Source organism: Duganella sp. (genome assembly GCF_039595735.1).
In the GTDB taxonomy this organism is placed as follows: domain Bacteria; phylum Pseudomonadota; class Gammaproteobacteria; order Burkholderiales; family Burkholderiaceae_D; genus Rugamonas.
Map to the genome: position 1 here is coordinate 1 of NZ_JBCNLB010000028.1, position 25975 is coordinate 25975.

23 protein-coding genes are annotated in these 25975 nt (G+C 63.5%); 10 read left to right on the forward strand and 13 right to left on the reverse strand.

Going from position 1 to position 25975, the window contains the following annotated elements:
* Positions 1-327: 327 nt before the first annotated feature.
* On the reverse strand, positions 328-2640 hold the full coding sequence (locus ABDW57_RS26570) for an FdhF/YdeP family oxidoreductase (protein ID WP_343733149.1): 2313 nt from the start codon (positions 2638-2640) through the stop codon (positions 328-330).
* Positions 2641-2702: 62 nt separating this feature from the next.
* Between ABDW57_RS26570 and ABDW57_RS26575 the strand changes: the two genes are divergently transcribed.
* The 4 genes from ABDW57_RS26575 to ABDW57_RS26590 all read left to right on the forward strand — a co-directional run bounded on the left by ABDW57_RS26575 (position 2703) and on the right by ABDW57_RS26590 (position 5814).
* On the forward strand, positions 2703-2930 hold the full coding sequence (locus ABDW57_RS26575; protein ID WP_343733150.1) for a helix-turn-helix domain-containing protein: 228 nt from the start codon (positions 2703-2705) through the stop codon (positions 2928-2930).
* Between the two features lie 77 nt (positions 2931-3007).
* Positions 3008-3475 (forward strand): nuclear transport factor 2 family protein, encoded by a 468-nt coding sequence (locus ABDW57_RS26580; RefSeq protein ID WP_343733151.1) that lies wholly within the window; start codon positions 3008-3010, stop codon positions 3473-3475.
* Positions 3476-3487: 12 nt separating this feature from the next.
* Entirely contained in the window at positions 3488-4051 is a 564-nt protein-coding gene (locus tag ABDW57_RS26585) for a TetR/AcrR family transcriptional regulator (RefSeq protein WP_343733152.1), read from the forward strand.
* A 50-nt stretch (positions 4052-4101) separates the two neighbouring features.
* Positions 4102-5814, forward strand: coding sequence for an EAL domain-containing protein (locus tag ABDW57_RS26590; RefSeq protein ID WP_343733153.1), 1713 nt, complete (start codon positions 4102-4104; stop codon positions 5812-5814).
* A 10-nt stretch (positions 5815-5824) separates the two neighbouring features.
* On the opposite strand, the gene ABDW57_RS26595 is transcribed toward ABDW57_RS26590, so the two are convergent.
* A complete protein-coding gene (locus ABDW57_RS26595) occupies positions 5825-6997 on the reverse strand; it encodes a DUF1501 domain-containing protein (RefSeq protein WP_343733154.1) in 1173 nt (390 codons plus the stop codon).
* A gap of 10 nt (positions 6998-7007) precedes the next feature.
* Complete coding sequence (locus ABDW57_RS26600) at positions 7008-8540, reverse strand: DUF1800 domain-containing protein (RefSeq protein WP_343733155.1); 1533 nt, start codon at positions 8538-8540, stop codon at positions 7008-7010.
* A gap of 121 nt (positions 8541-8661) precedes the next feature.
* Between ABDW57_RS26600 and ABDW57_RS26605 the strand changes: the two genes are divergently transcribed.
* Both ABDW57_RS26605 and ABDW57_RS26610 read left to right on the forward strand, forming a co-directional pair.
* On the forward strand, positions 8662-9939 hold the full coding sequence (locus ABDW57_RS26605; protein ID WP_343733156.1) for a hypothetical protein: 1278 nt from the start codon (positions 8662-8664) through the stop codon (positions 9937-9939).
* A gap of 11 nt (positions 9940-9950) precedes the next feature.
* A complete protein-coding gene (locus ABDW57_RS26610) occupies positions 9951-10553 on the forward strand; it encodes a YdeI/OmpD-associated family protein (RefSeq protein WP_343733157.1) in 603 nt (200 codons plus the stop codon).
* A 113-nt stretch (positions 10554-10666) separates the two neighbouring features.
* Here ABDW57_RS26610 and ABDW57_RS26615 read toward each other — a convergent pair whose 3' ends face one another.
* The 6 genes from ABDW57_RS26615 to ABDW57_RS26640 all read right to left on the reverse strand — a co-directional run bounded on the left by ABDW57_RS26615 (position 10667) and on the right by ABDW57_RS26640 (position 15141).
* The gene (locus tag ABDW57_RS26615) at positions 10667-10954 is read right to left on the reverse strand and encodes a hypothetical protein (RefSeq protein WP_008447145.1); all 288 of its coding nucleotides are present in this window, start codon (positions 10952-10954) and stop codon (positions 10667-10669) included.
* A 182-nt stretch (positions 10955-11136) separates the two neighbouring features.
* Positions 11137-11817: an ABC transporter ATP-binding protein gene (locus ABDW57_RS26620; RefSeq protein WP_343733158.1), complete on the reverse strand. Its 681-nt coding sequence runs from the start codon at positions 11815-11817 to the stop codon at positions 11137-11139.
* Positions 11817-12596, reverse strand: a complete 780-nt coding sequence (gene phnE, locus ABDW57_RS26625; RefSeq protein WP_343733159.1) for a phosphonate ABC transporter, permease protein PhnE — start codon at positions 12594-12596, stop codon at positions 11817-11819. Before phnE ends, ABDW57_RS26620 begins: the two co-directional genes overlap by 1 nt.
* A gap of 8 nt (positions 12597-12604) precedes the next feature.
* A complete protein-coding gene (locus ABDW57_RS26630) occupies positions 12605-13462 on the reverse strand; it encodes an ABC transporter permease (protein ID WP_343733160.1) in 858 nt (285 codons plus the stop codon).
* Complete coding sequence (locus ABDW57_RS26635; RefSeq protein ID WP_343733161.1) at positions 13462-14280, reverse strand: ATP-binding cassette domain-containing protein; 819 nt, start codon at positions 14278-14280, stop codon at positions 13462-13464. The genes ABDW57_RS26630 and ABDW57_RS26635 overlap by 1 nt, the downstream gene beginning before the upstream one ends.
* Positions 14281-15141: a putative selenate ABC transporter substrate-binding protein gene (locus ABDW57_RS26640; RefSeq protein WP_343733162.1), complete on the reverse strand. Its 861-nt coding sequence runs from the start codon at positions 15139-15141 to the stop codon at positions 14281-14283.
* 129 nt (positions 15142-15270) lie between these two features.
* On the opposite strand from ABDW57_RS26640, the gene egtD reads away from it, so the two are divergent.
* Positions 15271-16206, forward strand: coding sequence for an L-histidine N(alpha)-methyltransferase (gene egtD / locus ABDW57_RS26645; RefSeq protein WP_343733163.1), 936 nt, complete (start codon positions 15271-15273; stop codon positions 16204-16206).
* A gap of 5 nt (positions 16207-16211) precedes the next feature.
* Positions 16212-17450 carry an ergothioneine biosynthesis protein EgtB gene (egtB, locus tag ABDW57_RS26650; RefSeq protein ID WP_343733184.1) on the forward strand — a complete coding sequence of 413 codons (1239 nt, stop codon included), beginning with the start codon at positions 16212-16214 and terminating at the stop codon, positions 17448-17450.
* Here egtB and ABDW57_RS26655 read toward each other — a convergent pair.
* The 4 genes from ABDW57_RS26655 to senB form a co-directional block, all read right to left on the reverse strand.
* Positions 17447-18994, reverse strand: a complete 1548-nt coding sequence (locus ABDW57_RS26655; protein WP_343733164.1) for a methyl-accepting chemotaxis protein — start codon at positions 18992-18994, stop codon at positions 17447-17449. The genes egtB and ABDW57_RS26655 overlap by 4 nt on opposite strands.
* A 195-nt stretch (positions 18995-19189) precedes the next feature.
* A complete protein-coding gene (leuA, locus tag ABDW57_RS26660) occupies positions 19190-20884 on the reverse strand; it encodes a 2-isopropylmalate synthase (protein ID WP_343733165.1) in 1695 nt (564 codons plus the stop codon).
* Positions 20885-21319: 435 nt separating this feature from the next.
* Entirely contained in the window at positions 21320-22366 is a 1047-nt protein-coding gene (gene selD, locus ABDW57_RS26665; RefSeq protein ID WP_343733166.1) for a selenide, water dikinase SelD, read from the reverse strand.
* A 15-nt stretch (positions 22367-22381) separates the two neighbouring features.
* Positions 22382-23362, reverse strand: coding sequence for a selenoneine biosynthesis selenosugar synthase SenB (senB, locus tag ABDW57_RS26670; protein WP_343733167.1), 981 nt, complete (start codon positions 23360-23362; stop codon positions 22382-22384).
* Between the two features lie 34 nt (positions 23363-23396).
* On the opposite strand from senB, the gene senA reads away from it, so the two are divergent.
* Positions 23397-24590 (forward strand): selenoneine synthase SenA, encoded by a 1194-nt coding sequence (senA, locus tag ABDW57_RS26675; protein ID WP_343733168.1) that lies wholly within the window; start codon positions 23397-23399, stop codon positions 24588-24590.
* A 62-nt stretch (positions 24591-24652) separates the two neighbouring features.
* Positions 24653-25933: an amidohydrolase family protein gene (locus tag ABDW57_RS26680; protein WP_343733169.1), complete on the forward strand. Its 1281-nt coding sequence runs from the start codon at positions 24653-24655 to the stop codon at positions 25931-25933.
* The last annotated feature ends 42 nt before the right edge of the window (positions 25934-25975 follow it).

Below are 25975 nucleotides of genomic sequence, written 5' to 3' on the forward strand. Positions count from 1 at the left end.
GTGATCAGCGCCGTCATGCATAAACTCGCACACCTCATTTATGGCGTGATCCATACCGGCAAGCCTTTTGATCCCAATTACCTGTCAAAAGGCCTTGCTATTCAAGACGGTATCTGACCCCGAATTGCGCCATAGTCCGCAGTTCGGCCAGGATCAGTTATCCGTTTCGCTGGCCGATGCCGGGATTGAATATCGCTATCTGCGCGGTTTGGGGGCTGCGACGCGCGCATAAGGACTCGCCCAACACGGGCTGACGCAATCTGTCGTTTCGCGGCTATGCCGATTACATGCAGAGCGAGGAGTTCGCGCACGTCGAGGGCTTGCGGATTACGTATCCGCCTGCGCCGAACGCTCCAGCAGCACCGGAATAGATTTGGACGTCGGCGTGCCGGCGCCGTCGGCAGTACTGTGCAGCGGCACCAGTCCGTTCGTCTCGGGGAAGTAGGCGCCCAGGCAGCCGCGTGGGATGTCGTATTCCACCAGCAGGAAACGCTCGGCACGGCGCGTGACGTTGTCGTCCCACACGCTCACCATGTCGACGTACTCGCCATTCCTCAAGCCCAGCATCGCCAGGTCTTCCTTGTTGATGAACACCACGCGCCGCAAGCCGTACACGCCGCGATAACGGTCGTCCAGGCCGTAGATGGTGGTGTTGTACTGGTCGTGCGAACGGGCTGTCATCAGCACCATCAGGCGTTCGCCGTGCAGCGCGCGGGCGCGATGGATCGGTGTGTCCAGGTCTACCGCGTGCGGTACGAATTGCGCGCGTCCGCTGGCGGTGCGCCATTCGCGCTCGCGCGAGGCCACCCGCAGGTGGAAGCCGCCCGGATGCGCCACGCGCGCGTTAAAGTCGTGGAAGTCATCGAAGACTTTTTCGATCATTTCGCGGATGCTGGCGTAATCCGCCGCGCAGGCCAGCCAGTCGATTTTGTCGCTGCCCAGGGTGGCGTGCGCCAGCCGCGCCACAATCGCGGTCTCGGACAGCAGGTTGTCCGACGCCGGTTTGTTCATGCCGAAGGACAGGTGCACCATGCTCATGGAGTCTTCCACTGTCACGCCTTGCGGCACGCCGTTTTGCAGGTCGATTTCGGTGCGGCCGAGCGTTGGCAGGATCAGCGCCTCCTTGCCCATCACCAGATGGCTGCGATTGAGCTTGGTGGCGACGTGCACTGTCAGCTCGCATTTGCGCAGCGCTTCGAAGGTGAGGGCGGTGTCCGGCGTGGCCATGGCGAAGTTGCCGCCCATGGCGATGAAGACTTTGACGCGGCCGTCCAGCATGGCCTGGATGCTGTCCACCGTGTCCAGCCCATGTTCGCGCGGCGGCTCGAAGTTGAACACTTTCTGCAGGCGGTCGAGGAAGGCTTTGGTCGGCTTTTCTTCGATGCCCATGGTGCGGTCGCCCTGCACGTTGGAGTGGCCGCGTACCGGGCACAGGCCCGCCCCTTTGCGGCCGATCTGCCCGCGCATCATCATCAGGTTGGACAGCATCTGGATGGTCTTGAGCGCGCCTTTGTGCTGCGTCAGGCCCATGCCCCAGGTGCTGATGACGTTTTTGCCTTTGATGTAGATGTCGGTCAGCTGTTCGATCTGTGCGCGCGGCACGCCGGATTCGCGCAGCAGCACGTCCCAGCTTTCGGCGCGCAGGTCTTGTTCAAAGGCGGCGTAGCCGCTGGTGTGGCGTTCGATGAATTCGCGGTCCAGCAGGCTGGCCTGGCCGGCCGCCAGGGCCTCGTCGTCGCGCTCCACCAGGCGCTTGGCGATGGCTTTGATCAGGGCGAAGTCGCCGGCCAGCCTGGGCTGGATGAACAGCGAGGCAATGTGGGTGGTCGATCCGGTCAGCATTTCCAGCGCATGCGCCGGCGAAGTAAAACGTTCCAGCCCGCGCTCGCGCAGCGGGTTGATCGAGACGATGGTGGCGCCGCGGCGCGCGCAATCGCGCAATTCGCCCATCATGCGCGGATGGTTGGTGGCCGGGTTCTGGCCAAAGATCAGCAGGGTGTCGGCATGTTCGAAATCTTCCAGCGTGACGGTACCCTTGCCGATGCCGACCGTGCCCGGCAGGCCGCGGCTGGTCGGCTCGTGGCACATGTTGGAGCAGTCCGGGAAGTTGTTGGTGCCGTACATGCGCACGAACAGCTGGAACAGGAAGGCGGCCTCGTTGCCGGTGCGGCCGGAGGTGTAGAAGGTGGCCTGGTCCGGATCGGGCAGGGCTTTCAGATGACGCGCCATCAGGGCGAAGGCGTCGTCCCAGCCGATGGCCTGGTATTTGTCGCTGGCGGCGTCGTAGACCATGGGATCGGTCAGGCGACCGTGCTGCTCCAGTTCATAGTCCGATTGTTGCAGCAGTTGGGTGACGGTGTGGGCGGCGAAAAATGCCGGCTTGACGCGCTTGCTGGTGGCTTCGGCCGCCACGGCCTTGACGCCGTTCTCGCAGAATTCAAAGGTGGAGGCGTGCTCGCGGTCCGGCCAGGCGCAGCCGGGACAGTCGAAGCCGTCCGGCTGGTTTTGCTTGAGCAGGGTCTTATAATTGCCGCCGGCAACGCGCTCACGCACGAGGTTGATGGCCACCTGTTTCAGCGCGCCCCAGCCCGCCGCCGGGTGGGTGTACGGTTCGATATGGCCTTCTGATTTTTTTGTCATGTTGCGGTCCGGTAATATTTTTCTGCGAGTATATTGCATTTTTAACTTAAGGGCTGATCCGCATGGACGATGAGGTAATGGCTGCGTTGGCAGCGCTGCTGGAGGCTTTGGCCGGCATCGAGGCCGAGTGGCCCGACAAGCCCTGTTCCCTGGCCAAACTGAGCAAACAAGCCGGTTTGCCGATGAGCGTGCTGCGCCGCCAACTGACGCTGCTGGAGGAAGCCGGCCTGGTGGCGCTGACGCTGGACGACGGCGGCGTCACTGGCACCGTCAGGCTGATCCGCGAATAAAAATTTTCCTTGCATCTGCGCCGCCATCGGTTTAAAGTGATTGTACCGTTTGGTACAACTTAAAAAAGGAAATCATCATGAGCCGTCCGCCACTGCCGCCGTTCACCCTTGAAACCGCCGCCCAGAAAGTCCGCGCCGCCGAAGACGGCTGGAATACCCGCAATCCCGAAAAGGTCGCGCTGGCCTACACCGAGGACTGCGCCTGGCGCAACCGTGGTGAATTCGTCACCGGCCGCGCCGGGATCATCGGTCTGCTCCAGCGCAAATGGACGCGCGAGCTGGAGTATCGCCTGATCAAGGAATTGTGGGCGCATGACGGCAACCGCATTGCAGTCCGCTTCGCCTACGAATACCATGACGATTCCGGCCAGTGGTATCGCGCTTACGGCAACGAGAACTGGGAGTTCGCGCCAGACGGACTGATGCAGTGCCGCCTGGCCAGCATCAACGAACACCCGATCGCCGCCGCCGACCGCAAGTTCCACTGGGATATCAACGCACCGCGCCCGGCTGACCATCCGGGATTAAGCGATTTTGGTTTCTGAGGTTGTTGAGACATGCCACGAGTAATGGGAGAGCGGCGCGACGTCGTGCCGCTGCTGGCCGAAGTGTTCCGTACCTACGGTTTTGAAGGCGCCAGCCTGGCGCGTATCGCCGCAGGGACGGGCATGGGCAAGGGCAGCATGTATAACTTCTTCCCCGGCGGGAAGGAGGAGATGGCGGAGGCCGTGCTGTCCGACATCGACGGCTGGTTCCGCCAGCAGGTCTTCCAGCCGCTGCGCGCCGCCGGCGATGTGCGGCAGGGCGTGGCAGACATGTTCACCGCCGTCGGCCGCTATTTCCTGTCCGGCCGCAAGGTGTGCCTGGTGGGCGTGTTTGCGCTGGGGCATGAGCGCGACCGTTTTGCGCTCACGGTGCAATCGTATTTTGCCGAGTGGGTGCAGGCGCTGGCGGCGGCGCTGCGGCGCGGCGGCCGCGATGCCGACACCGCGCTGGCGCTGGCCGAGGACGTGGTGGGCGGCATTCAGGGCGCGCTGGTGCTGGCGCGCGCGGCCGGCGAGCCCGAGCTGTTCATGCGCGCCCTGCAGCGCATGCAGCAGCGTTTGCTGACGATCGGGTGAACTCGGACGCGGGGGCCGGGTCTAACCAGTTTAGACCAACGGCCAGCGCCATGATCCCGCCACTGACTCACGTAATTGCCCCCAGTCTTGCCCCTGATATTGTGCTGCAGCAGATTTATCTGAATGTGCGCGATTTCGCCATTTTCACGATGGACGAACAAGGCAGGATCACCAGCTGGAATCTCGGCGCCGAGCTGATTTTCGGCTTTGCCCCCACGGAGGTGATCGGCCATGGCACGGGCTGCCTGTTTACCCCCAGCGACGAGGCGGACGGCGTGCATACGCTGGAAATGACGCTGGCCGCGCAGTGGGAACGCGCCGCCGACTATCGCTGGCATCAGCACAAGAACCACTCGCTGTTCTGGGCCGACGGCGTGCTGACGCCGATCCGCGACCAGCAGGGCGGCATCATCGGCTATCTGAAAATCCTGCGCGACATCACCGAACGCAAGCTGGCGCAGGATGAAATCCGGCGCCTGGCGGCGGTGGATGTGCTGACCGGCCTGGCCAACCGCGCCGCCTTCGATAGCCGCCGTTCAGAGATGATTGCGCAGGCGGAACGCTCCGGTCAGGTGCTGCTGTTGCTGATGATAGACCTCGACCAGTTCAAGGAGGTCAACGATGTGCTGGGCCACCAGGCCGGCGACTTGCTGCTGCAACAGGCAGCGTGGCGCATCCGGGCCGTCAGCCGCGAGAGCGATTACGTGGCCCGTCTTGGCGGCGACGAGTTCGCGCTGATGCAATTGCATGCGCCGTCACCGTCCAGCGGCGGCGTGCTGGCGGAAAAGCTGTTGCTGGAGCTGGCGCAGCCCTTCCTGATCAGCGGGCAGGAGGTCAGCATCAGTGCCAGCATTGGCATTGCCGTGTGCCCGCTGGACGCCACCACCTCCGACCATCTGTTGAAGAAGGCCGATCTGGCGCTGTACCACGCCAAGAACGCCGGCCGCAACCGCTATCACTACTACACCGAGGAACTGGATCTGGCGGCCCACCGCAAGAATGCCGATCACTCCGAGTTGCGGCGCGTGCTGCGCCAGGGCAGTTACTGGCTGGACTATCAACCCATCCTGTCGGCCGATGGCCGCGTGCTGGCCATGGAGGCGCTGCTGCGCCTGCCTGGTTTTCTTGGCCAGCAGCCGGTGGAGTATGTGATCGCGCTGGCGGGCGAACTGGGCGCCCTGGTGGAACTGGGCAAGGGGGTGATGCGGCGGGCGTGCGCCCAGCTGCGGCGCTGGCGCGATGGCGGCATTTCCGTGCTGCGGATTTGCATCAATACCTGCGCCAAGGAGTTGTCGAATGCTGGTTATGTGGCGCAACTGGATACGACGCTGACCGAGTTTGACTTGCCGGCGTCGGCGCTGGAAATCGAGTTGACCGAGCGCGACGCGATCGAGCTGGAACGCAGCGGCAACCACGTGATCGACCGCTTGCGCGAGCGCGGCTTCATGGTGGCGCTGGATGATTTCGGCACCGGCTATTCCTCGCTCAGTTATTTGCGCACGCTGCCAGTGACCACCATCAAGCTGGACAAGAGCTTCCTGCGCGATGTGCCCGGCAGCGACGACGCCAATGCCGTGGTGCGGACGGTGATCAAGCTGGCGCAAGACCTGCGCCTGAACGTGATCGCGGAAGGCGTGGAAAGTGCGGAGCAGGCGGTCTTTCTGGGCGATTCGGGCTGCGGCGCTTTCCAGGGCTATTTGTACACGCCGGCGCTGACCGCCGAGGCCGCCACGATCTGGCTGCACGAGCATGGCGCAGCCTGAGGCCCTATCCTTATACCAGTCCGAGATCGCGGCCTTGGGTGCCGAAGATTTTGTCCACCTGGCCGGCGTTCAGGCCATACATGCGCGCCAGCAGGCCGCCGAACAGCGCGCGGTATTCGTTGAGTACCGGATAGTCGCGGTTCTGGAACAGCGTGGCCTGTTCCAGCCGCACCTGTTCGCCGCGCACTTTGCCACCGTTGATGCCGCCGCCCAGCACCCAGTACACCGTGCCGTGGCCATGGTCGGTGCCGCGGTTGCCGTTTTCGCGGAAGGTGCGGCCAAATTCGCTGACCACCACCACCACCGTGTCCTTCCATTCCAGCCCCATCTCCTGCGCAAAGCCGGCCAGGCCCTTGCCCAGTTCTTCCAGACGGTTGGCGAGGTAGCCGGTGGCGTTGCCCTGGCCGACGTGGGTGTCCCAGCCGCCGACGTCGACAAAGCCGATGTTGTAGCGCTCCTGCATCACCTTGGCGATGCGGCGCGCTTCCAGCTCAAAGCCCTTGGCGGTGATGGCATTGCGGTTGGCGGCGTCCATCTCACCGATCATGTCCTTCATCACGTCTTCACGCACGGTGAAGCCCTCGCGCACAGGTTGCGCCAGCGCCGTGCCTTGGTACATGGCGGCGATCATCCTGGCCTGGCGCGCATCGACGGCCGGCTTGGCGACGTTGCGCAGCGCGGTGTTAGGTACTTGCAGATTGCCCTGCATGATCAGCGGTAGTTGATCGGTGAAAGCGATGGCGTTGGCGCGGTCGGCGTTGAGGGTGGCCGCCAGGCGGTTGAGGAAGCCGGAGCGGTAGTCGCGCTTGCGGTCCAGCGCCTGACCGAGTTCGATGCTGTCCTGCGTTTCGAAGTGGCTGCGCGACAGGTCCTCGGTGCCGGCAAACGGTACGAAGGCTGCCTGCCCGCCAGTGAACAACGGATAGATGGTGTCGCGCAGGGCAGGGTGCAGTCCCCAGTCGGCGTCCAGCGGCAGCGTGGCGGATTTGGCGATGGCGATGTTGGGCCGCACGTCGTAGTAGAACTGGCTGGAGACCGGCACCAGCAGGCTGGTGGCGTCATAGCCGCCGCGCATGAAGACAAACAGCAGACGCGTCTTGCTGGCCGGCGCGGCCCACAGCTGGCCGGCCAGCGAGGCTGCCGGCAGGGCGGCCAGGGATTTGAGCAGGGTGCGGCGTTTCATGGTGCTTCTCCTAGCGGTGCATCAGTTCCGGCGATGACAGGAACAGGGTATTCCATTCCTGCGGCGAGGTGGCTTGCTCCAGCGCCTGGCGCGTGGCTGGCGCCAGCGAGGCTTGCAGCGATTGGTAGTACAGTCCATTTTGCAACTGCGGGAAGGCCGGACGTTCCTGCGGCTGCGCGCCGTCGGTCTTGAACAGCCCCGCCGCGCCGCTGCCGATGGCCTTGGCGATTTCAAAGCGGGTGGTCATCTGGCCGGGACTGGCCCAGCCGGATTGCGTGAGCGGATAGCCGTCCGGCGTCTGGCGGCCGTACAGTGGCTCGGCCATGCGATTGAGCCAGTTCAGCATCGGTCCCGCGTTCAGGATGATCTTGTCGTCGTAGGTCAGGCGCACGGCGGACACCACGTAGTGGACCGGGTCCTTGAACTTTTGACCCAGCGATTGCTTGAACTCGGGAGAGGTCAGCATCACGCGCAGCACGGCGGCGATATCGCCATCGCTGGACTGGAAGCGCGCGGCCATGCGCTCCACCAGCTGCGGTGGCGGTTCGTCCGCCACGAAGTAAATCGCCAGCTTGCGGCTGATGTAGCGCGCGGTGGCGGGATGGCGGCACAGGCGGTCCAGCGCTTCATCCACTTCGGCCAGGCCGCGGCCTTTCACGGTCTGGCCGAGGAAGACTTTGTCGCCGTAGTCGTGGCGGTTGGGGTTGAATTCAAACATGCCGTTGCGCAGGTACTGATCCTGTTTGTCGCGCCGCACATTGGGCATCTTGTCGGTCAGGTTGACGCCGACGCCGGTGAGGATGCGCGCCAGCTGCTGCACGTCGCCCTGCGAGTAGCCGCCGTCCACGCCCAGCGTGTGCAGCTCCATGATTTCGCGCGCATAGTTTTCGTTGACGCGGTTGGCGGCGTTTTGTTCGTTGTCCAGATAGCGGATCATGGCCGGGTGGCGTAGCGTGGCGGACAACAGGTCGCGGAACCTGCCCAGCGCATGCGGACGGATTGCCTGTTCCTCGTAATCGCCCACCAGCGCACGCAGGTTGCTCTTGCCCTGGTGGACGTTGAAGTGGTTCATCCAGAACCACGTCATCTGCTCCTGCAGCTGGTTGGGCGAATACAGGTCGCGCAGCAGCGAGCGGGTGGCGGCTTCTTTCGCCAGCCGATTCAGCTCCTGCTGATAGGCGCGCTGCGCGGCTTTCTTGGCGTCGTCGTCGACCATGGCCTTGTCGTAGTCGCGCCGCTGCGCCTCCAGCTCCTGCACCAGCTGCAGCACCGGCTTGTGCGAGATGGTCATGGCGTCGATCTGCGCCTGCGCGGCGGCCGGCAGCACGGCGGGGCGGGGATGCAGCTGCTGCTCCAGCCAGGCCTCGTAACCGATCTTCTCGGCCTGCCGGTAGGTGCTCAGGTTGACGCCCCAGCTGACGCGATTGAGCGCGCTGCTCAACGCCGCCGGATCGGCCGGCGGCGCCGGCGGAGTGGGTGTGGTGGCGCAGCCGGCCAGCAGGAGCAAGGCCGCCGCGCAGCGGGCGATAGGGAGGGTATGCATAGTCTGGAGCATATGCCAGATTCGCCGTTTTGGTATATGAGCTATGTGTATCGTGCAACGAAATGTTACAAACAGCCAGTGCATTTCCAACTATGATGGCCCTTTCTCTCTGGGGCATCCTATGCGTCTTGCGACCGTCATCTTTCCTGCGCTGCTGGCGCTTGCGGCCGTGCCGCAGGTGCAGGCGGCTGTTAGTTTGCATGTCACTGCCACGATCCAGGAGCGCACCACGCAAATGGACGTCACGCTGGCCGACAGTTACATGGCAGTGGCCACGCCTGCCGGCCGCGTGATCTACGACTTCAAAACCCGACGCCGCTTTGCCATCAACACCGCCGCCGGCGAGTACGTGGAATATTCGCTGTACGACACGCTCGGCTTCCGCGTCATGGAGCTGCAGAACCGGGTTCACCTGCAAGGCGCGCTGGCGACGGCCAAGGTGGATACCCCGGCATTGAACATGGCGGTGCAGGAGAATGAGCTGTCGCTGCTTGCCGGTGCGCCGGCCGTCATCGACGAGAAGGCGGACGGCGGGACGCTGGCGTTTTCCACCGGCGGCACCAGGCTGGCGACATGGAGCCAGGCTGGCACCAAGGTCGCCGCGGCCGATGCCGCGCTGTTCGCTCGCTTCATGCGCTATGCGCAGGGCGGCCATCCACAACTGCTGGACAAGCTGGCCAAGAGCGGCGTGATTCCCGGACACCTGAGCTTTTTCGTCAGCGGCGACCGCACGTTGCGGCTTGAGATCAGCGCCGTGCACACGATACAGCCGCAAGCCTACGATCTGACACCCTACAAGCGCGAGATGAGCGCCAGCGGCCTTGATGCGGTGCTGGACCGCCTTGCCGCCATGACGCCGGAGCAGTTGGCCGCCCTGCGTGCGCAATACCCATGCGACAGCGCCAGCGATTTCAGCGAGGCGCAACTGCTGGACACCATGCTGGGCAAGCTGGAATGCTCGCTGATCACCGGGACGCCCATGGTCTTGACGGAGGAGCAGAAGCAGGCGGTGAAGGTTTCACCGTCTGTGGGCCTGCTGTTCGCTGCCATCAATCCCGGCAAGAGCAGTGAATATGAAGACGCGTTGAAAACCCTGGTGGCGCTGCGCGTGCAGGCCCCGCGCAAGGCGTACGTGCTGAAGATCTTCGAAGCCAATCACCGCGTGCGCATGAAGCAGGCGAAAGAGGGCGAGCGCCTGTTCATGGAGGTGCTGCAGGCGAACCCGGTGTTGGCGGGAGCCTACAAGGATCTGGGCGACTTGCTGCTGATGCAGTACGATAGCCCGCGTGCCTGGCGTTGCTGGGACACGGGACGCCGCCTGGCGCCGGGCTTCCAGAACTTTGAAGCGGTCAACAAGTTCGAAGCCGGCATGGCGGAGCAGCATCCGGAATACTTCTGACGAGACCCGCCATGCCCACTACCGATCCGCGCGTTGACGCTTACATCGCCAAGTCCGCTGAATTTGCGCAGCCCATCCTTGAACATCTGCGCGCGGTGGTGCATGCGGCTTGTCCGGACGTGGAGGAGACCATGAAGTGGAGCTTCCCGCACTTCATGTACAAGGGCATGATGTGCAGCATGGCTTCCTTCAAAAGCCATTGCGCTTTCGGCTTCTGGAAGGCGGAGCTGCTGATGGCCGATGACGAGGTCAGGCGCGAGGCCATGGGCCACTTCGGCCGCATCACGTCGATCAAGGATTTGCCGTCCAAGAAGGTGCTGGCCGGGTACATCAAGCAGGCCATGAAACTGAATGACGATGGCATGGCCGCACCGGCGCGCGCCAAGCCGGCCACGCCGCGTGCGCTGGAGATTCCGGATGACCTGAATGCCGCCCTGGACGCGGTGCCGGCCGCGCGTCAGCACTTCGACGCTTTCAGCCCGAGCAAGCAGCGCGACTACGCCGAGTGGCTGACCGAAGCCAGGACCGAAGCCACGCGCACGCGCAGGCGCGAGCAAGCCATCGCGTGGATCGCCGAGGGAAAATCGAGGAATTGGAAATACGAGAAATGCTAGTGATGCAGCCAACAGGATTAGCGTTCAGCGGGGTTTGGGCTGTTCGCTAAGGCGCTTAAGGGGCGCCGGATACCGCATGCCGGCGCCTGGCATGGCACGACAGACTAGGTCAGTCAATGCATAGACGCGGTTGACAGATCTTTCAGCTCGCGAATGCTGATATCTGATTTTTCATGCATACGCAGCAGGATCGTGGCACCTACTGCCAGCTTGCGGTGTCGGATCTTGCTGATGATCGGGGGCTGAACTTCCAGCACCCGGCACAACTCTGCATCGTTCTTCAAGTTCATCTTTTCGATCAAAGTATCAAGAAGCTTGTTTGGGACAAAACTGGATGGCTCCAGTGCCCGCGCACGATTCATGGCCTCGATCAATTCCAGCTTCTTTTGCCGTACGTTCATGGTTTGCTCCTCCTTTGCTCTAAACGTTAATCAAAGTACGTTTCCCGGCAAGGCTAGCGCCCACAGTTCTTTCTGGTCTGAATGTGGTACGCGACTCAACATTCTTGATAACCATGCAAGTTAATTTCAATAATACTACGGTTAAAAAAAAAGTGCAGGGTTTGACAAATAAATTATGTTAGTTATTGCTCAAACGGGTTGACGATTGTTGTTTCTTGTAACCCGTTGCGAGATAAATGTAGGACTTTGTCCGCCTTTTTGGCAGCAAGTTGCGAATGTGTCACCATGATGGCACAGGCGCCGGTGGTTTTAATTTCGCGCTGCAACAGGTTAAGGACGGCTTCGGCGGTATCAGGATCTAAGTTACCAGTAGGTTCATCCGCCAGCACCAGCGTTGGCCGGTGCACCAGCGCGCGGGCGATCGCCACGCGCTGCATTTGTCCGCCGGAAATCTGATGGGGAAAGTCGTGCGCGCGGCCTTCCAGGCCAACGGCTGCCAGCATGTCCGCCGCGCGTGTCGTGGACAAACCATTCAGCAGTAGCGGCAAAGCCACATTCTGCAACAGCGTCAGATGCGGCAGCACGTGGAAAGCCTGGAAGATAAAGCCCATGCGCGCACGCCGCAGCCTGGTGGCCGCGTCGTCATCCAGGCCGGACATGGGAATGCCGTCGACGATGATGGGCGAGTCGCCGGCTGCGGCGTCCGGCGTATCCAGGCCGGCGATGAGATTCAGCAGCGTCGATTTGCCCACGCCCGAATCGCCCATGATGGCGACAAACTCGCCGGCCTTGAAAGTCCACGAGAGTTGATCCAGCACTGGCCGGCCGCCATAGGATTTGGAGAGGTTGCGGAGTTCGAGCATTATCGTGTGAGCGCGCGGCGCATGGCAAAGCTGACGCCATCGACCAGCGCCACCAGCAACAGCATGGCGATGATGACGGTGGCGGCCAGCGGCATCTGGAACAGGGACAGGTGGTATTTGAGCATCTGGCCCAGACCGCCTGCCCCCACCACGCCCAGGATGGCGGCGGCGCGGATGTTGTTCTCCCAGCGGTACAGGGTGTAGGACATCATCTGCGGCAGGGTTTGCGGCAGCGTGGCGTAGAAGAAGGCCGCGGTGGCGCTGGCGCCGTTGGTGCGCAGGCTTTGTTCCGGCAGCGGCGCGGCATTTTCCAGCGAGTCGGCGAACAGGCGGCCCAGCACACCGGCGGTGTGCGCGGCCAGCGCCAGCGTGCCGCCCAGCGGCCCCAGGCCGGCGGCAATCAGCATGATGGATGCCCACACCAGTTCCGGGATCGAGCGCAGCACGTTGAGCAGCGCGCGCATCGCGGCGCGCGGCGCGGCGCCGAAACGGCCCGATGCCGGCAGCGAGAAGGCCAGGCCGAAGATCACGGCCAGCAGGGTGCCGAGGCCGGACATGGCCAGTGTTTCGATCGCGGCCCAGACGGTCCTGGTGAGGAAAGGCAGGCCGGTCTCCGGTGGCGCAAAGCCGGCCAGCAGTTCGATGCTGCTGTTGATGGCTTCCACTGTGAAGAATTCGCGCCACTTCAGTGGCAGGGTGGTGAAGCTGGCGATGATCAGTGCCGCCAGCATGGCCATCAGCACGATGACGGTCCAGTCGCGGCGTGGCGGCTTTGGCATGTCGGGATTCATCCGAGTCGCCTCCGCAGCACTTTGGAGAACTGGTCGGCCAGCGCGACCAGCGCCACGAACACCAGCAGCATGGAGGCGACTTCCGCGCCAGCCAGCATTTTCATCGATTCATCCATGCGCTGACCGAGGCCGCCGGCGCCGACAAAGCCCATCACCACCGAGCCGCGGATCGCGCACTCCCAGCGGTAGACGGTGTAGGACATCAGTTCCGATGCGGCTTCCGGCAGCACGCCGTACAGCAGCGCCGCCAGCCGCCCGCTGCCGTTGGCCAGCAGCGTGTCGCTGGCATGGGCGTCGGACGATTCAAGGATTTCGGCGTAGACCTTGCCCAGCATGCCGCAATAGGTGAGGGCGATGGCCAGCACGCCGGCGGTGGGGCCGAGGCCGATGATGCGCACGAACAGCAGCGCCCATACCAGTTCCGGCACCGAGCGCAGCACCACCAGCAGCCAGCGCACCACTTGCCGCACCGCGCGCGCCACAGGGCGCATGCGGCCGGTGCCGAGCGCGGAAATCGATAGTTGTTCGTTGATGATCAGCGTGGCCGGGATGGCGCCCAGCAGGGCCAGCGTGAGGCCGGCGGTGGCGATGGCCACGGTGTTCCAGGTTTCGCGCAACAGCATCTGCAGGAATTCCGCGCTGTGCGCGGGCACCAGGAAGTCGGCCAGAAAGCGGCCGGTGGCGCTCAGGCTTTGTTCGTCCAGCAGGATCCACGGTTTGAATTCGCTGACCACCAGTGTCGGCCAGAGCACCAGCAGCGCGAGGACGATGGCGATGACGCGGCCGCGCAAAGCGGGGTCGCGGTAGGAGTCCGGTGCGCCGGCAGCGCCGGAGGGAGAAGACAGCGCGGCCATTACAGGCAGGCGCCCACGCCCAGCTTGACCGCCATGGCGTCGTCATGCTGCGGCTTGCTGGCGGCCGGTTGTTCGCCCTGATACAGGGCGGCGATCATTTGCGGCGTGACCTGTTCGCGCGGCAGGTCGAAGACGATGCGCCCCTCGCGCAGGGCGACGATGCGCGGGAAATGGCTCAGCGCCAGATCCACCTGGTGCAGGCTGCAGATCAGCGTGGCGCTGCGCGCCTGGGCTTCTTCGCGCAATGTGGTCAGGGTCAGTTCGGACAGCGCCGGATCCAGCGCGGACAAAGGCTCGTCCACCAGCAGCGCCTTGGCCGGCGACAGCAGCAGGCGCGCCAGTCCGCAGCGCTGACGCTCACCGCCGGACAGGCGGTCGACGCGGGAATACAGCTTGTCGCCAAGGTTGAAGCGCGACAGCGCCTGCCATGCGGCTTCCGGATCGGCAGGCTTGAACAACGAGGCCAGCGCGCGCCACACGCTCCATTGCGGCAGGCGCGCGGCCAGTACCGCCGTCACCACGCGCTGGCGCGGCGGCAGGGGCGGGGTTTGCGGCGCCAGGAACAACTGCGCGCGCAAGCGGTGGCGCGCCGCTTCGCCCAGCGCCCACGGATCGGTACCGAAGGCGCTGAAGCTGCCTTCGGCCGGCCGGTGCGACAGGGACAGCGTCGCCAGCAAGGTGGTCTTGCCGGCGCCGGAAGGGCCGATCAGGGCCAGTTGCTCGCCCTGTTCCACGGTCAGGTTAATCGCTTGCAGCGCGGACGACGACCGCGCGCCGATGTGGCGCACGGTGAGGTTTTGCAGTTGGTAAGTCGGCATTTACTTCAGGAGACCGGCGTTCTTGGCTGCCGCTTCGATGTTCTTGTAGTTGTCGGCCTTGGTCGGGATGAACTTGACGGTGCGCTGCAGGTCCATGATGGCCTTATCTTCAGGCTTGTTGATGTCCAGCGCGAGGAAGGCGTCGGTCAGCTTTTTCTTCAGGTCCGCGTTCATGTCGGTGCGTACCGACCAGTTGTAGTCATAGTAGCCTGGCGTAGTGTAGAACACGCGCACCACGGCCGGATCGACCTTCTTGGCTTCCACCAGTTTTTCCCACACCGAGATATTCAGCGCGCCGGCATCGACCTTGCCGCCCGCGACAGCGGCCACGGTGGCGTCGTGCGCGCCGGAGAAGGCGATGCGTTTCAGGTCGGTGTCCGGATTGATCTTCGCCTGCAGCAGATAGAAGCGCGGCATCAGGTGGCCCGAGGTCGAAGACTCGGAACCGAAGCTCAGGGTCTTGCCCTTCAGGTCATTCAGGCTGTTGATGCTCTTGTTGGTGGTGACGAACACCGAGCGGAATTTTTCATCCTCGGTACGCTGCACCAGCGGCGTGATCTGGCCTTTGCTGCGGTCATTGGCCTGCACGAAGGTGAAGCCGCCGAACCACACCATGTCGACTTTTTTGTTGATCAGGGCTTCCACCGAAGCGGCATAGTCGGTCACCGGCGTGAACTCGACCTTCATGCCGATCTTCTTCTCCAGGTACTCGCCCAGCGGCTTGAACTTGCGCTGCAACTCGGTTGGCGCCTCGTCCGGAATGGCGGACACGCGGAACACGTGGTCGGCCGACTGGGCGTGGGACCAGGAAGCGGCCAGCATCATGCCGGCGGCGAGAACGGATTTGAGGGAGATTTTCATTGTGTATTTGCCCTTGAGTGTGAAAAGACGCACGGAACTTTTGGTCCTGCGCTGCGAAAATGGATATTCGGCTATCATAGCAAAAATCATCTCCAGTCACTCTGGTCCAAAGTAAAGGCATGGCATCATATGCAAATGTCCCACGGCAGTAAGGCGGTTATCGCCGAAATCAGCGCCGGCCTGCTGTCTCCCGCGGCCCACACGTCTCCCAAGTTCCTTTACGATGGTTTGGGTTCCAAGCTGTTCGAGGCGATTTGCGAGCTGCCCGAGTACTACCCAACCCGCACCGAGGCCAGCATTTTTGCCGCGCACGGCGCCGCCATGGCGCGCGCGATCGGAGACGGCTCTGTGCTGATCGACCTCGGCGCCGGCAATTGCGCCAAGGCCGCCTCGCTGTTCCCCTTGCTGCGGCCGGCGCAGTACGTGCCGGTTGATATTTCGCGCGACTTCCTGGTGGGCGCGGTGGCGCAGCTGCAGCAGCGTTTCCCGCAGATCGAGATGACGGCGCTGGGGCTGGACTTTTCCAACGGCTTTGCATTGCCGGACAGCGTGCGCGCCGGGCGCCGCGTGTTCTTCTATCCCGGCTCGTCGATCGGCAATTTCTCGCCGGCGCAGGCAGTCGATTTCCTGCGCGGCCTGCGCGCAAACGCCGGTGCCGATGGCGGCCTGCTGATCGGCGTGGACCTGATCAAGGACCACACGGTGCTGGACGCTGCCTACGACGATGCGCTGGGCGTCACTGCCGCCTTCAACCTGAATATGCTGCGCCACCTGAACTATCTGATTGGCTCGGACTTCGATGTCGAGCAGTGGAAGCACGTCGCCTTCTTTGAGGCGGAGCATGGCCGCATCGAGATGCATCTGGAAGCGCGCCGCGCGCTCACGGTGCGCTGGCCGGGCGGCGAGCGCCGTTTTGAACGCGGCGAGCGCATACACACGGAGGACAGCTACAAGTACACGCGCCAGTCCTTCGTCAGCCTGCTGGAACGGGCAGGCTTTGCCACCAACCACGTGTGGACCGATGCAGACAACTGGTTCGCCGTAATTCACGCGCGGGTTATCTGAGGATGATGGAGACACTACAAGCGCGCTACGCGACGGTCCGCAAACATACGCTGGCGCTGGCCGAACCCTTGTCCGACGAAGACTGTGGCGCACAATCGATGCCGGACGCCAGTCCGATCAAATGGCATCTGGCGCATACCACCTGGTTCTTCGAGACATTTATCCTGGAACGTATGGAGCGTGGGTTTGCGCCATTCCATCCGGCGTTCCGCATCCTGTTCAACTCCTACTACAACGGCATCGGCGAAAAGCATCCGCGCCCGCAGCGCGGCCTGTTGACGCGGCCTTCGATGGCGGAAGTGCGCGCCTATCGCGCCAACGTCGATGGGCGCATTGCGCGCCTGCTGGCCGGCGAGCTGGATGCGGCGCGGCGCGCCGAGCTGGCGATGCTGATCACGCTGGGCGTCCAGCACGAACAGCAGCATCAGGAATTGATGCTGACCGACGTCAAGCACCTGCTGGCGCAAAGCCTGCTGCGGCCGGCCTACATGGCGATTCCGCTGCCGGCGGCGGCGGTGGCGGCGCCGCTTGCATGGCAATCGTTTGACGGCGGCCTGGCGGAGATCGGCCATCGTGGTGATGGCTTCAGCTTTGATAACGAACTGCCGCGCCACAAACAATACGTGGCGCCATTTGCGCTGGCTTCGCGGTTGGTGACCAATGGCGAGTACCTGGCCTTTATCAACGCCGGCGGCTATTTCAACGCCGCGCTGTGGCTGGCCGAGGGCTGGGACTGGGTACGCACGCAAAACCTGAAAGCGCCGATCTACTGGTTCCAGGACGAGCAGGGCGCATGGCAGGAATTCACGCTGCACGGCCCGCAGCCGCTGGACTTGCAGCGCCCGGTGACGCATGTATCGCTGTTTGAAGCCGATGCTTATGCGCACTGGGCCGGCGCGCGCCTGCCGACCGAGGCGGAATGGGAGTATGCCGCGGCGCATGGACAGGCGCCGATCGAAACCGGCTCGCTGCATCCGGCCGGCGCCGGCGGCGCGGCGGGCTTGCGGCAGATGTTTGGCCATTGCTGGCAGTGGACCAGCAGCAGCTACGCGCCATATCCCGGCTTTGCTGCTGCGGAAGGCGCGCTGGGCGAATACAACGGCAAGTTCATGCTGAACCAGTACGTGTTGCGCGGCTCATCCTGCGCCACACCGGAAGGCCACGCGCGCGCCAGCTACCGCAACTTCTTCCCTGCCGGCGCACGCTGGCAATTCACCGGCATACGCCTGGCGCGCCAGGTTTAAGCGTGCAGGCGGAACTGGCTGACCACCGCGTTCAGCTCACCCGCTTGATCCTGCATGGCCGCCGCAGCAGCGGCGGCTTGCTCCACCAGCGCCGCGTTCTGCTGCGTGACCTGATCCATCTGGCTGATGGCGATGTTGATTTGCTCGATACCGCTGGTCTGTTCGTGATTCGCCTGCGTGATTTCGCTGACGATTTCGGTCACGCGGCGCACGCTCTCCTGTACCTCGTTCATGGTGCTGCCGGCCAGATCCACCAGTTGTGCGCCGGCTGTCACCTTGTCGACCGAATCATCAATCAGGGCCTTGATCTCCCTGGCGGCAGCGGACGAGCGCTGCGCCAGCGTGCGCACCTCGGACGCCACCACCGCAAAGCCGCGTCCCTGTTCACCGGCGCGCGCGGCTTCCACCGCGGCGTTCAGGGCCAGGATATTGGTCTGGAAAGCGATGCCGTCGATGACGGTGATGATCTCGACGATCTTGCGCGATGAATCGTTGATGGCGTTCATCGTGTCCACCACCTGGGCCACCACGGCGCCGCCGCGCTGCGCCACCTCGGTGGCCGATTGCGCCAGCGCGTTGGCCTGGTGCGCATTGGCGGCGTTCTGCTTGACGGTGCTGGTGAGTTCCTCCATCGAGGCGGCGGTCTCCTGCAGCGAGCTGGCTTGCTGCTCGGTGCGCGACGACAGGTCCAGATTGCCGCTGGCGATTTCCGCCGACGCCGTGTTGATCGCGCCGGTGCCGCTGCGCACGCGGCCGACGATGTTGGCCAGGCTGGAATTCATCTGACCCAATGCCTGCAGCAGCTGGCCCATTTCATCACGATGGCTGGCGTCGATGTTATGCGTCAGGTCGCCGGCAGCCACCGCGCGCGCGACTTGCAGCGCGGTGCCGATCGGCGCGGTGATCGAGTGCGTGACACGCCAGGCAAACGCCAGCCCCAGGGCCAGCGCCACCACGCCCAGCCACGCCATGGTGTGGCGCGCCATCGAAATGTCCTGCTTGACCAAATCGCCGTTCTGGTAGACAGCGGCTTTCTGCATCTCGTTCAGATCGCGCACGCTGTCCTGCAGGCGCGTGAGCTTGGGCAGCATGTCGCTGCGCAGATAGGCGAGGGCGGGCTCGCGCTGGCCGTCCGCCAGCATCTTGCCGACCTGCGAAAACGAGGCCACATACGCCTTGCGCTCCTCGCGGATGCGTGCCAGCAGCGCCTTGCCGGCGCCGGTGGTGAGCAGCTTGTCCAGCGTTTCCAGCGCTGTGCTGATGGTATTCTTGTTGACCTCCATTTCGGCGCGGATTTGCTCCGTGCGGGCCGGCGTCTCGCTGGTGAACAGTTCCAGCGTGAGTGCGGAATTGGCACGCGTGGTGGTGCTGACCGTGGCTGCCGCTTCGGCTTTCACCCAGTCTTCATCGATGATAGTGCGATTGAGATGGTCGATGCTGCCGAGCCGTTGCAGGCCGATGGCAATCAACATGGCCATTAACAACAGTACCGCGCCAAAGGCCAGGCCGAGCCGGACGCCGATGTTAAGGTTGGAGAATTGCATGCACTGGTTCCGATAAGAAAAGTTCCAAACCAGTATAACGGTTAATGCTGCGCCGCAAAATGCAACTTCTGGCCAGTGTTGTAATCCGGGGTCAGGTCCGTCATTTCTACACGAGCTCTGCCGTAGCGGTCGCTACGGCAGAGCTCGTGTAGAAATGACGGACCTGACCCCGGAGTTAGACCCAGGAGTTGGCTATCAGGCTGCTACCTTGCCTTCGGTTTGCGCGGCTTCGACGCGCGCCAGCTGACGGTTGACGGCGCTCAGCACCGCTTTGAAGGAGGCGGTCAGGATGTTGCTGTCGGTGGCGGCGCCGAACAGGGTCGGGCCATTGGCCAGGCGCAGTTCAACGTAGCAGGCCGCCTTGGCGTTGGCGCCCGAACCGATCGAGTGCTCATGGTAGTCCATCAGCTTGATGTCCAGGCCCAGCGCATCGACGAAGGCGTCGATCGGGCCATTGCCGCCACCTTGCAGCGCCAGTGGCGCGCCGCGGTGGATCAGGGCGATATCGATCTGCACCGGCTCGTCGCTGCTGGTGTCTTCCACCATTTTGTGCGACTGGTAGGCGTATGGCGAGGACTGCTCGAAGTACTCTTTGCTGAAGATGTTGTAGATGCCTTCGGCCGTGATTTCGAGTCCGGTCTGGTCGGCCACCGCCTGCACCGCACGGCTGAACTCAATCTGCAGACGGCGTGGCAGCACCAGGCCGTAATCCTGTTCCAGCAGGTAGGACATGCCGCCCTTGCCGGACTGGCTGTTGACGCGGATGACGGCGTCGTAGCTGCGGCCCAGGTCTTGCGGGTCGATCGGCAGGTAGGGGATTTCCCAGATCGCGCCGGCTTCCTGTTTGGCGAAGCCTTTTTTGATCGCGTCCTGGTGCGAGCCGGAGAAGGCGGTGAATACCAGGTCGCCCACGTATGGGTGGCGCGGATGCACTGGCAGCTGGTTGCATTCTTCAACCACTTTGCGCACTTCGTCGATGTCGGAGAAGTCCAGGCCCGGGTGCACGCCCTGGGTGTACAGGTTGAGCGCCAGCGTGACCAGGTCGACGTTGCCGGTGCGTTCACCATTGCCGAACAAGCAGCCTTCCACGCGGTCGGCGCCGGCCATCACGGCCAGTTCTGCCGAAGCGACGGCGGTGCCGCGGTCGTTGTGCGGGTGGACCGAGATGATCAGCGAATCGCGGCGGGTCAGTTTGCGCGACATCCATTCGATCTGGTCGGCGTAGACGTTAGGCGTGCTGCATTCCACGGTCGATGGCAGGTTGATGATCATCTTCTTGTTCGGCGTTGGCTCGAAGATGGCGATCACGGCGTCGCAGATATGCTTGGAGAAGTCCAACTCCGTGGTGGAGAAGGATTCCGGCGTGTATTCGTAGCCCCACTCGGTGTCAGGGTGCTGTTTGGTCAGTTCTTTTACCAGCTTGGCGCCGGTGGTGGCGATGTTGGTGATCTCTTCACGCGACATGCCGAACACCACTTTGCGGAATACCGGCGCCACCGAGTTATACAGGTGGACAATGGCGCGCTTGGCGCCCACGCACGATTCCACGGTGCGGCGGATCAGTTCATCGCGCGACTGGGTCAGCACGATGATGGTGACGTCGTCCGGAATGCGTTTTTCTTCCACCAGCTTGCGCACGAAATCGAAGTCGGTCTGCGAGGCGGAAGGGAAGCCCACTTCGATCTCTTTCAGGCCGATCTTGATCAGCAGGTCGAACATGCGCAGTTTTTTCTCGATGCTCATCGGCTCGATCAGCGCCTGGTTACCGTCGCGCAGGTCGGTGCTCATCCAGATTGGCGGTTTGCTGATGACGGCGTTCGGCCAGGTACGGTCGGTCAGTTGGACGGCTGGGAAGGCGCGGTATTTGCTCGCTGGGTTCTGCAACATCATGGTAGTGCTCCTGGATTCTGAATTTTTTTAGATGCCGGCGTGGGTGCGCTGGCGCTACTGGGTGTGGCGGAGGGCTGCCGTGCTGCCACGGGGCGCTAGGCGCGGCAACCGATCGGTAGTTTTAGCAGTAGCGGCGACAGCACACGTGCGCCAGCCGGCAGCGCGAACGAATCGCCGGTGCGGGATGGAGCAAGGGTGGCCGTAGTCATAGAGAGCATCGGTGCAAACTTTCCTGGATTTTGAAGACTGTGCGGCTTATGGCCGGCACGAGGGTACAACAGGGACGCGGATTAAACGCGTGCTAGTAGACGCGCTGCTAGCGATAGGGCGCTGGCAGGCGATAGCAGGAAAGCGGATAGGTGCAGATGCGAGATCATTCCTAGAATGTAAGCGATCCCCGCCGCAGTCGTCAAGCGAAATTGGCGGGGTTGTCGTTTACGCTACATTGACACGTGCCGGACCGGCGGCCATGTGGCCGATGACGGCTGCTTCGCCAAAGCCTTCGCGGCGGAACAGGGCCAGGACTTCGTCCACGCTGGCGGCGTCGCAGGAGACCAGCAGGCCGCCGGAGGTTTGCGGGTCGGTCAGCAGGGAGTGCTGGGCGGGCGTGATCGATTCCGCCAGCGAGACTTCAGCGCCATAGGCGGCCCAGTTGCGGCCGGAGGCGCCGGTGAAGTAGCCGTCGTGCGCCAGTTGCTCGACGCCTGGCAGCAGCGGGATCTTGCGCATGTCCAGATGCGCCTCCAGTTTGGCGCCGCGCGCCAGTTCCAGCAGGTGGCCCAGCAGGCCGAAACCGGTGATGTCGGTCAGCGCGTGCACGCCCGGCAGTTCGGACAGCGCCTTGCCTGGTTTATTCAGCTTGGTGGTGTTGGCGATCATGGCCTGGTAGCCTGCGGCGTCCAGCGCATCCTTTTTCAGCGCGGCCGACAGCACGCCCACGCCCAGCGGTTTGCCGAGGATGAGCACATCGCCGGCTTTGGCGTCGGCATTGCGCTTGACTTTCGATGGATGAATCAGGCCCATGACCACCAGGCCGTAAATCGGCTCGACCGAGTCGATGGTGTGGCCGCCAGCGATCGGAATGCCGGCTTCGGCGCATATCGATTCGCCACCCTTGATAATCTGACCGATGGTTTCGATCGGCAGTTTGTTGATCGGCATGCCCACCAGGGCCAGCGCCATGATCGGCGTGCCGCCCATGGCATATACGTCGGAGATGGCGTTGGTGGCGGCGATGCGGCCAAAGTCGTAAGGATCATCGACGATGGGCATGAAGAAGTCGGTGGTGGCGATCAGCGCCTGCTCGTCATTGAGCTTGTAGACGGCGGCATCGTCGGCAGTCTCGATCCCGACCAGCAGTTCCTTCGGCACCGGGAAGCCGTTGGAATTCTTCAGGATTTCGGACAGCACGCCCGGCGCGATTTTGCAGCCGCAGCCGCCGCCGTGGGAGAAAGAGGTCAGTTTGATTGCGTCATTGCTCATGATTTGCATCCTTGGTTAAGTCTTATGCAGCAGATTATCCACTAACTCCAGCAATGCCGCTTGCTCGGCGGCCGGCGCGAACAACGGCGCGCGGGCATCGCACTGGGCGCGCAGGGCGGCGTGGAAGCCTTGATCTTCGGTGATGCGGTCGATCAGCCGCGCCAGCGCGGCGGCATCGCCGGGCGGGAAGTAGCCTTGATAGTCGTCGCCCAGCATGCCGCGGTTGCCGCTGATATCGCTGGCCAGCACCGGCACGCCGGCGCACACCGCCTCAATGATGACGTTGGCGCCGCCCTCCATGTGGGAGCTCAGCGCCATGGCGCGGCTGCGCTTGAGCCGCTGGCGCGTGGCCGCATGCGCCATGGCGCCCAGCCAGCGGTAGCGCGGCTGTTGCGCGGCGGTGGCCAGCGCCGCCTGTTCCAGTTCCGGCTCCAATGCGCCGCCGATATGGATCAGGCGCGCCGACGGCGCCCGCACCAGCGCAGCGGCGCGCATGAAGGTGAGCGGGTCTTTTTCCGCGCGCAGGTGGCCGATCATGCAAACGTCCGCGTAGCGATGCGGGCCGGGCCGGGGCCGCAGCGTGGCGGCGGACTGGTAGATCACGCGGGTCTTGCTGTGCCACTGGGCCGGCAGTGCCTGCACGCCATGCGATTGCAGGACCACCAGCGCGCTGGCCTGCCGCAGCGAACGTTGCGCGCCGGCGTCGGCCCGGATGTCGCGATACAGGTCGGTCCCGGTCAGCAGCAGCACCGAGGGACGGTCGGGATGGGCGCGGGTCCACGCATCCAGCGAGATGGCCGAGCGGCGCGCGTGCAGTGCGATCAGCAGGTCGGGCGGGGCGGCATCGGCGGCGGCATCCGGAGCAGGCCAGTGCTGCGCGATCGTCACGCGGTAGCGCGTGCGCAGGAATCGCGCCCAGCGGCTGGCGCTCTGCCAGTTGCCATTGTTGTTGCGCGCCGACGCCGGACTGACGATCCAGATATGTGCTTTGCTCACTGGTGTTTTGCCTGAAAGTGGTTACAATCTTCGCATGACTTCTTCATTCAGGAACGCCACCTCGCAGCAGATGGCTGAAGCCCTTCAGCATGCAAGGGATTATACGCTGTCGCTGTTCGATAGTTTTGCCGCGGCCGGCATGGACGTATCGTCGCGCGTGCCGCAACTGCGCATCATCAACCCGCCACTGTGGGAACTGGGCCACACCGCATGGTTTGCCGAGTGGTTCATTCTGCGCGAGGCCGCGTCCAGCCATCCGGCGGACGCCAACGGCAACTGCCTGCTGACCAAGGGCGACGACTGGTTCGACTCCGCGCGCGTGCCGCACCGCAGCCGCTGGACGCTGGACCTGCCCAGCACCGGCGGCGTCAAGACCTACTGCCACGAGGTGCTGGACCGCGTGCTGGATAAACTCTCGCGCGAAGCCAATACCGACGAAGCCTTGTACCCGTACCGCCTGGCGCTGGCGCATGAGGACATGCATGGCGAAGCGTTCCACTACACCCTGCAGACGCTGGGGCTGCCGACGCCGCTGCCGCAGGCCAGTGAAGTGCAGGGTGTGTTTGCGCCTGCCGAAATCAGCTTCCCCGGCGGGACCATCCAGTTGGGCAGCAAGGCCGGCGGCGGCTTCGTGTTCGATAACGAGCGTCAGTCGCACGCCTTCCATGTGGCGCCGTTTCGCATGGATAGCACACTGGTGACCAATGCCCAGTATGCAGATTTCGTCGCCGATGGTGGGTATGACAATCGCCAGTTCTGGAGCCATGCCGGCGCCGATTGGCTGATGCGGCAGGAGCGCTCGGCGCCGCGCTACTGGCAGCGTGATGGCGGGCAGTGGCGCACCATGCGCTTCGGGAAGCTGTGCACCGTGGCCGGCGCGGAGCCGGTACGCCACGTTAATCTATATGAAGCCCAGGCTTATTGCGCCTGGGCCAGGCGCCGCCTGCCGACCGAGGCCGAGTGGGAATACGCTGCGTTGTCCGGCCATCCCGCTTTCCGCTGGGGACAGCTATGGGAGTGGACCGCATCGCCGTTTGAGCCGTACCCGGACTTCAAGGCGGACCGCTATCTTGAATATTCGGAGCCGTGGTTCCACACGCATCAGGTGCTGCGCGGAGCTTCGTTCGTCACACCGTCACGTTTTGGCACGGCCAAATTCCGTAATTTCTACCTGCCGGAACGCGACGATATCTTTGCAGGTTTCCGCACCTGCGCCTGGCCGGGGTAGCTTCGCATTTGGCGGGGGCTCTGCTATGCTTTTTGTTTTCATCCCGACCAAAGGCGCCCTCCATGAAACTGAAGCACTTCCTGATTTCCGCAGCTGTTCTGGGCGCGGCAGCGCAAGCCTGTGCCGCCGAGCAGGTGACCGCGATCCGCGCCGGCAAACTGGTGGACGTCGTCGCCGGCACGGTGCTGAAGGACCAGACCATCATCATCACCGGCGAGCGTATCAGCGCGGTTGGCCCAAGTGCCACCACCAAGGTGCCGGCCGGCGTGCAGGTGATCGATCTGTCGGCGCAGACCGTGCTGCCAGGCCTGATCGACATGCATACCCACCTGACCGCCGACCCGTTCATGAGCGGTTACAACTCGCTGGGCGTATCCGACACCCGCGCCGCCCTGTATGGCGTGCGCGCTGCCCGCAAGACGCTGGAAGCCGGCTTCACCACTGTGCGCAACGTCGGTGCCGGCGGCTTTGGCGATGTGGCCCTGCGCGATGCCATCAACGACGGTGATTTCATCGGTCCGCGCATGCGCACCGCCGGCTACGCCATCGGCATCAAGGGCGGCCACTGCGACGAGAATTTGCTGCCGCCGGACGCGAACTTCACTGGCCGCGGCGTGGCGGACGGCCCGTGGGAGGCGCGCGCCAAGGTGCGCGAGATGGCCAAGTATGGGGCCGACGTGATCAAGATCTGCGCTTCGGGCGGCGTGCTCTCGAAAGGCGATGAGCCGGGCGCGCAGCAGTACACGCTGGAAGAGATGCAGGCCATCGTCAACGAAGCCCATAAGCTGGGCCGCAAGGTGGCCGCGCACGCGCACGGCACCAGCGCCATTCACGATGCCATTATCGCCGGCGTGGATTCGATCGAGCACGCAAGCCTTATCGATGACGTCAACATCAAGCTGGCCAGGGAGAAGGGCACCTATCTGGTGATGGACATCTACAACGATGACTTCATTCTGCAAGAAGGCATCAAGGCCGGCATGCTGCCGGAATCGATCGAGAAAGAGAAAGTGATCGGCCAGCTGCAGCGCGATAACTTCCGCAAGGCCTTCCAGGGTGGCGCCAAAATGGCCTTCGGTTCCGACTCCGGCGTTTATCCGCACGGCGACAACGCCAGGCAGTTCTACTACATGACCAAATACGGCATGACCTCGATGCAGGCCATCCAGGCAGCCACCATCAACGCCGCAGACCTGCTGGGCTGGAAGGACCGCGTGGGTTCGATCAGTGTGGGCAAGTACGCCGATATCATCGCCGTCAGGGGCAATGCCGCCGAGGATGCCACCGAACTGACCAAGGTGTCGTTCGTGATGAAGGGCGGCGCGGTGATCCGCCAGCAGTAAAGGGCTGACAGGTCATCACGCTGGCTCGCCAGGCCATGCGGG

What these genes read in the sequence shown, in the direction of transcription:
- ABDW57_RS26655 (WP_343733164.1), bottom strand. Translation starts at nt 18,994, where the DNA reads ATGCAATTCTCCAACCTTAACATCGGCGTCCGGCTCGGCCTGGCCTTT.
- ABDW57_RS26615 (WP_008447145.1), bottom strand. Translation starts at nt 10,954, where the DNA reads ATGAACGTACGGCAAAAGAAGCTGGAATTGATCGAGGCCATGAATCGT.
- phnE (WP_343733159.1), bottom strand. Translation starts at nt 12,596, where the DNA reads ATGCCAAAGCCGCCACGCCGCGACTGGACCGTCATCGTGCTGATGGCC.
- ABDW57_RS26680 (WP_343733169.1), top strand. Translation starts at nt 24,653, where the DNA reads ATGAAACTGAAGCACTTCCTGATTTCCGCAGCTGTTCTGGGCGCGGCA.
- ABDW57_RS26620 (WP_343733158.1), bottom strand. Translation starts at nt 11,817, where the DNA reads ATGCTCGAACTCCGCAACCTCTCCAAATCCTATGGCGGCCGGCCAGTG.
- ABDW57_RS26605 (WP_343733156.1), top strand. Translation starts at nt 8,662, where the DNA reads ATGCGTCTTGCGACCGTCATCTTTCCTGCGCTGCTGGCGCTTGCGGCC.
- ABDW57_RS26580 (WP_343733151.1), top strand. Translation starts at nt 3,008, where the DNA reads ATGAGCCGTCCGCCACTGCCGCCGTTCACCCTTGAAACCGCCGCCCAG.
- ABDW57_RS26590 (WP_343733153.1), top strand. Translation starts at nt 4,102, where the DNA reads ATGATCCCGCCACTGACTCACGTAATTGCCCCCAGTCTTGCCCCTGAT.
- ABDW57_RS26640 (WP_343733162.1), bottom strand. Translation starts at nt 15,141, where the DNA reads ATGAAAATCTCCCTCAAATCCGTTCTCGCCGCCGGCATGATGCTGGCC.
- senA (WP_343733168.1), top strand. Translation starts at nt 23,397, where the DNA reads ATGACTTCTTCATTCAGGAACGCCACCTCGCAGCAGATGGCTGAAGCC.
- egtD (WP_343733163.1), top strand. Translation starts at nt 15,271, where the DNA reads ATGCAAATGTCCCACGGCAGTAAGGCGGTTATCGCCGAAATCAGCGCC.
- leuA (WP_343733165.1), bottom strand. Translation starts at nt 20,884, where the DNA reads ATGATGTTGCAGAACCCAGCGAGCAAATACCGCGCCTTCCCAGCCGTC.
- selD (WP_343733166.1), bottom strand. Translation starts at nt 22,366, where the DNA reads ATGAGCAATGACGCAATCAAACTGACCTCTTTCTCCCACGGCGGCGGC.
- egtB (WP_343733184.1), top strand. Translation starts at nt 16,212, where the DNA reads ATGGAGACACTACAAGCGCGCTACGCGACGGTCCGCAAACATACGCTG.
- ABDW57_RS26630 (WP_343733160.1), bottom strand. Translation starts at nt 13,462, where the DNA reads ATGGCCGCGCTGTCTTCTCCCTCCGGCGCTGCCGGCGCACCGGACTCC.
- ABDW57_RS26600 (WP_343733155.1), bottom strand. Translation starts at nt 8,540, where the DNA reads ATGCATACCCTCCCTATCGCCCGCTGCGCGGCGGCCTTGCTCCTGCTG.
- ABDW57_RS26595 (WP_343733154.1), bottom strand. Translation starts at nt 6,997, where the DNA reads ATGAAACGCCGCACCCTGCTCAAATCCCTGGCCGCCCTGCCGGCAGCC.
- ABDW57_RS26585 (WP_343733152.1), top strand. Translation starts at nt 3,488, where the DNA reads ATGCCACGAGTAATGGGAGAGCGGCGCGACGTCGTGCCGCTGCTGGCC.
- ABDW57_RS26570 (WP_343733149.1), bottom strand. Translation starts at nt 2,640, where the DNA reads ATGACAAAAAAATCAGAAGGCCATATCGAACCGTACACCCACCCGGCG.
- ABDW57_RS26575 (WP_343733150.1), top strand. Translation starts at nt 2,703, where the DNA reads ATGGACGATGAGGTAATGGCTGCGTTGGCAGCGCTGCTGGAGGCTTTG.
- ABDW57_RS26610 (WP_343733157.1), top strand. Translation starts at nt 9,951, where the DNA reads ATGCCCACTACCGATCCGCGCGTTGACGCTTACATCGCCAAGTCCGCT.
- ABDW57_RS26635 (WP_343733161.1), bottom strand. Translation starts at nt 14,280, where the DNA reads ATGCCGACTTACCAACTGCAAAACCTCACCGTGCGCCACATCGGCGCG.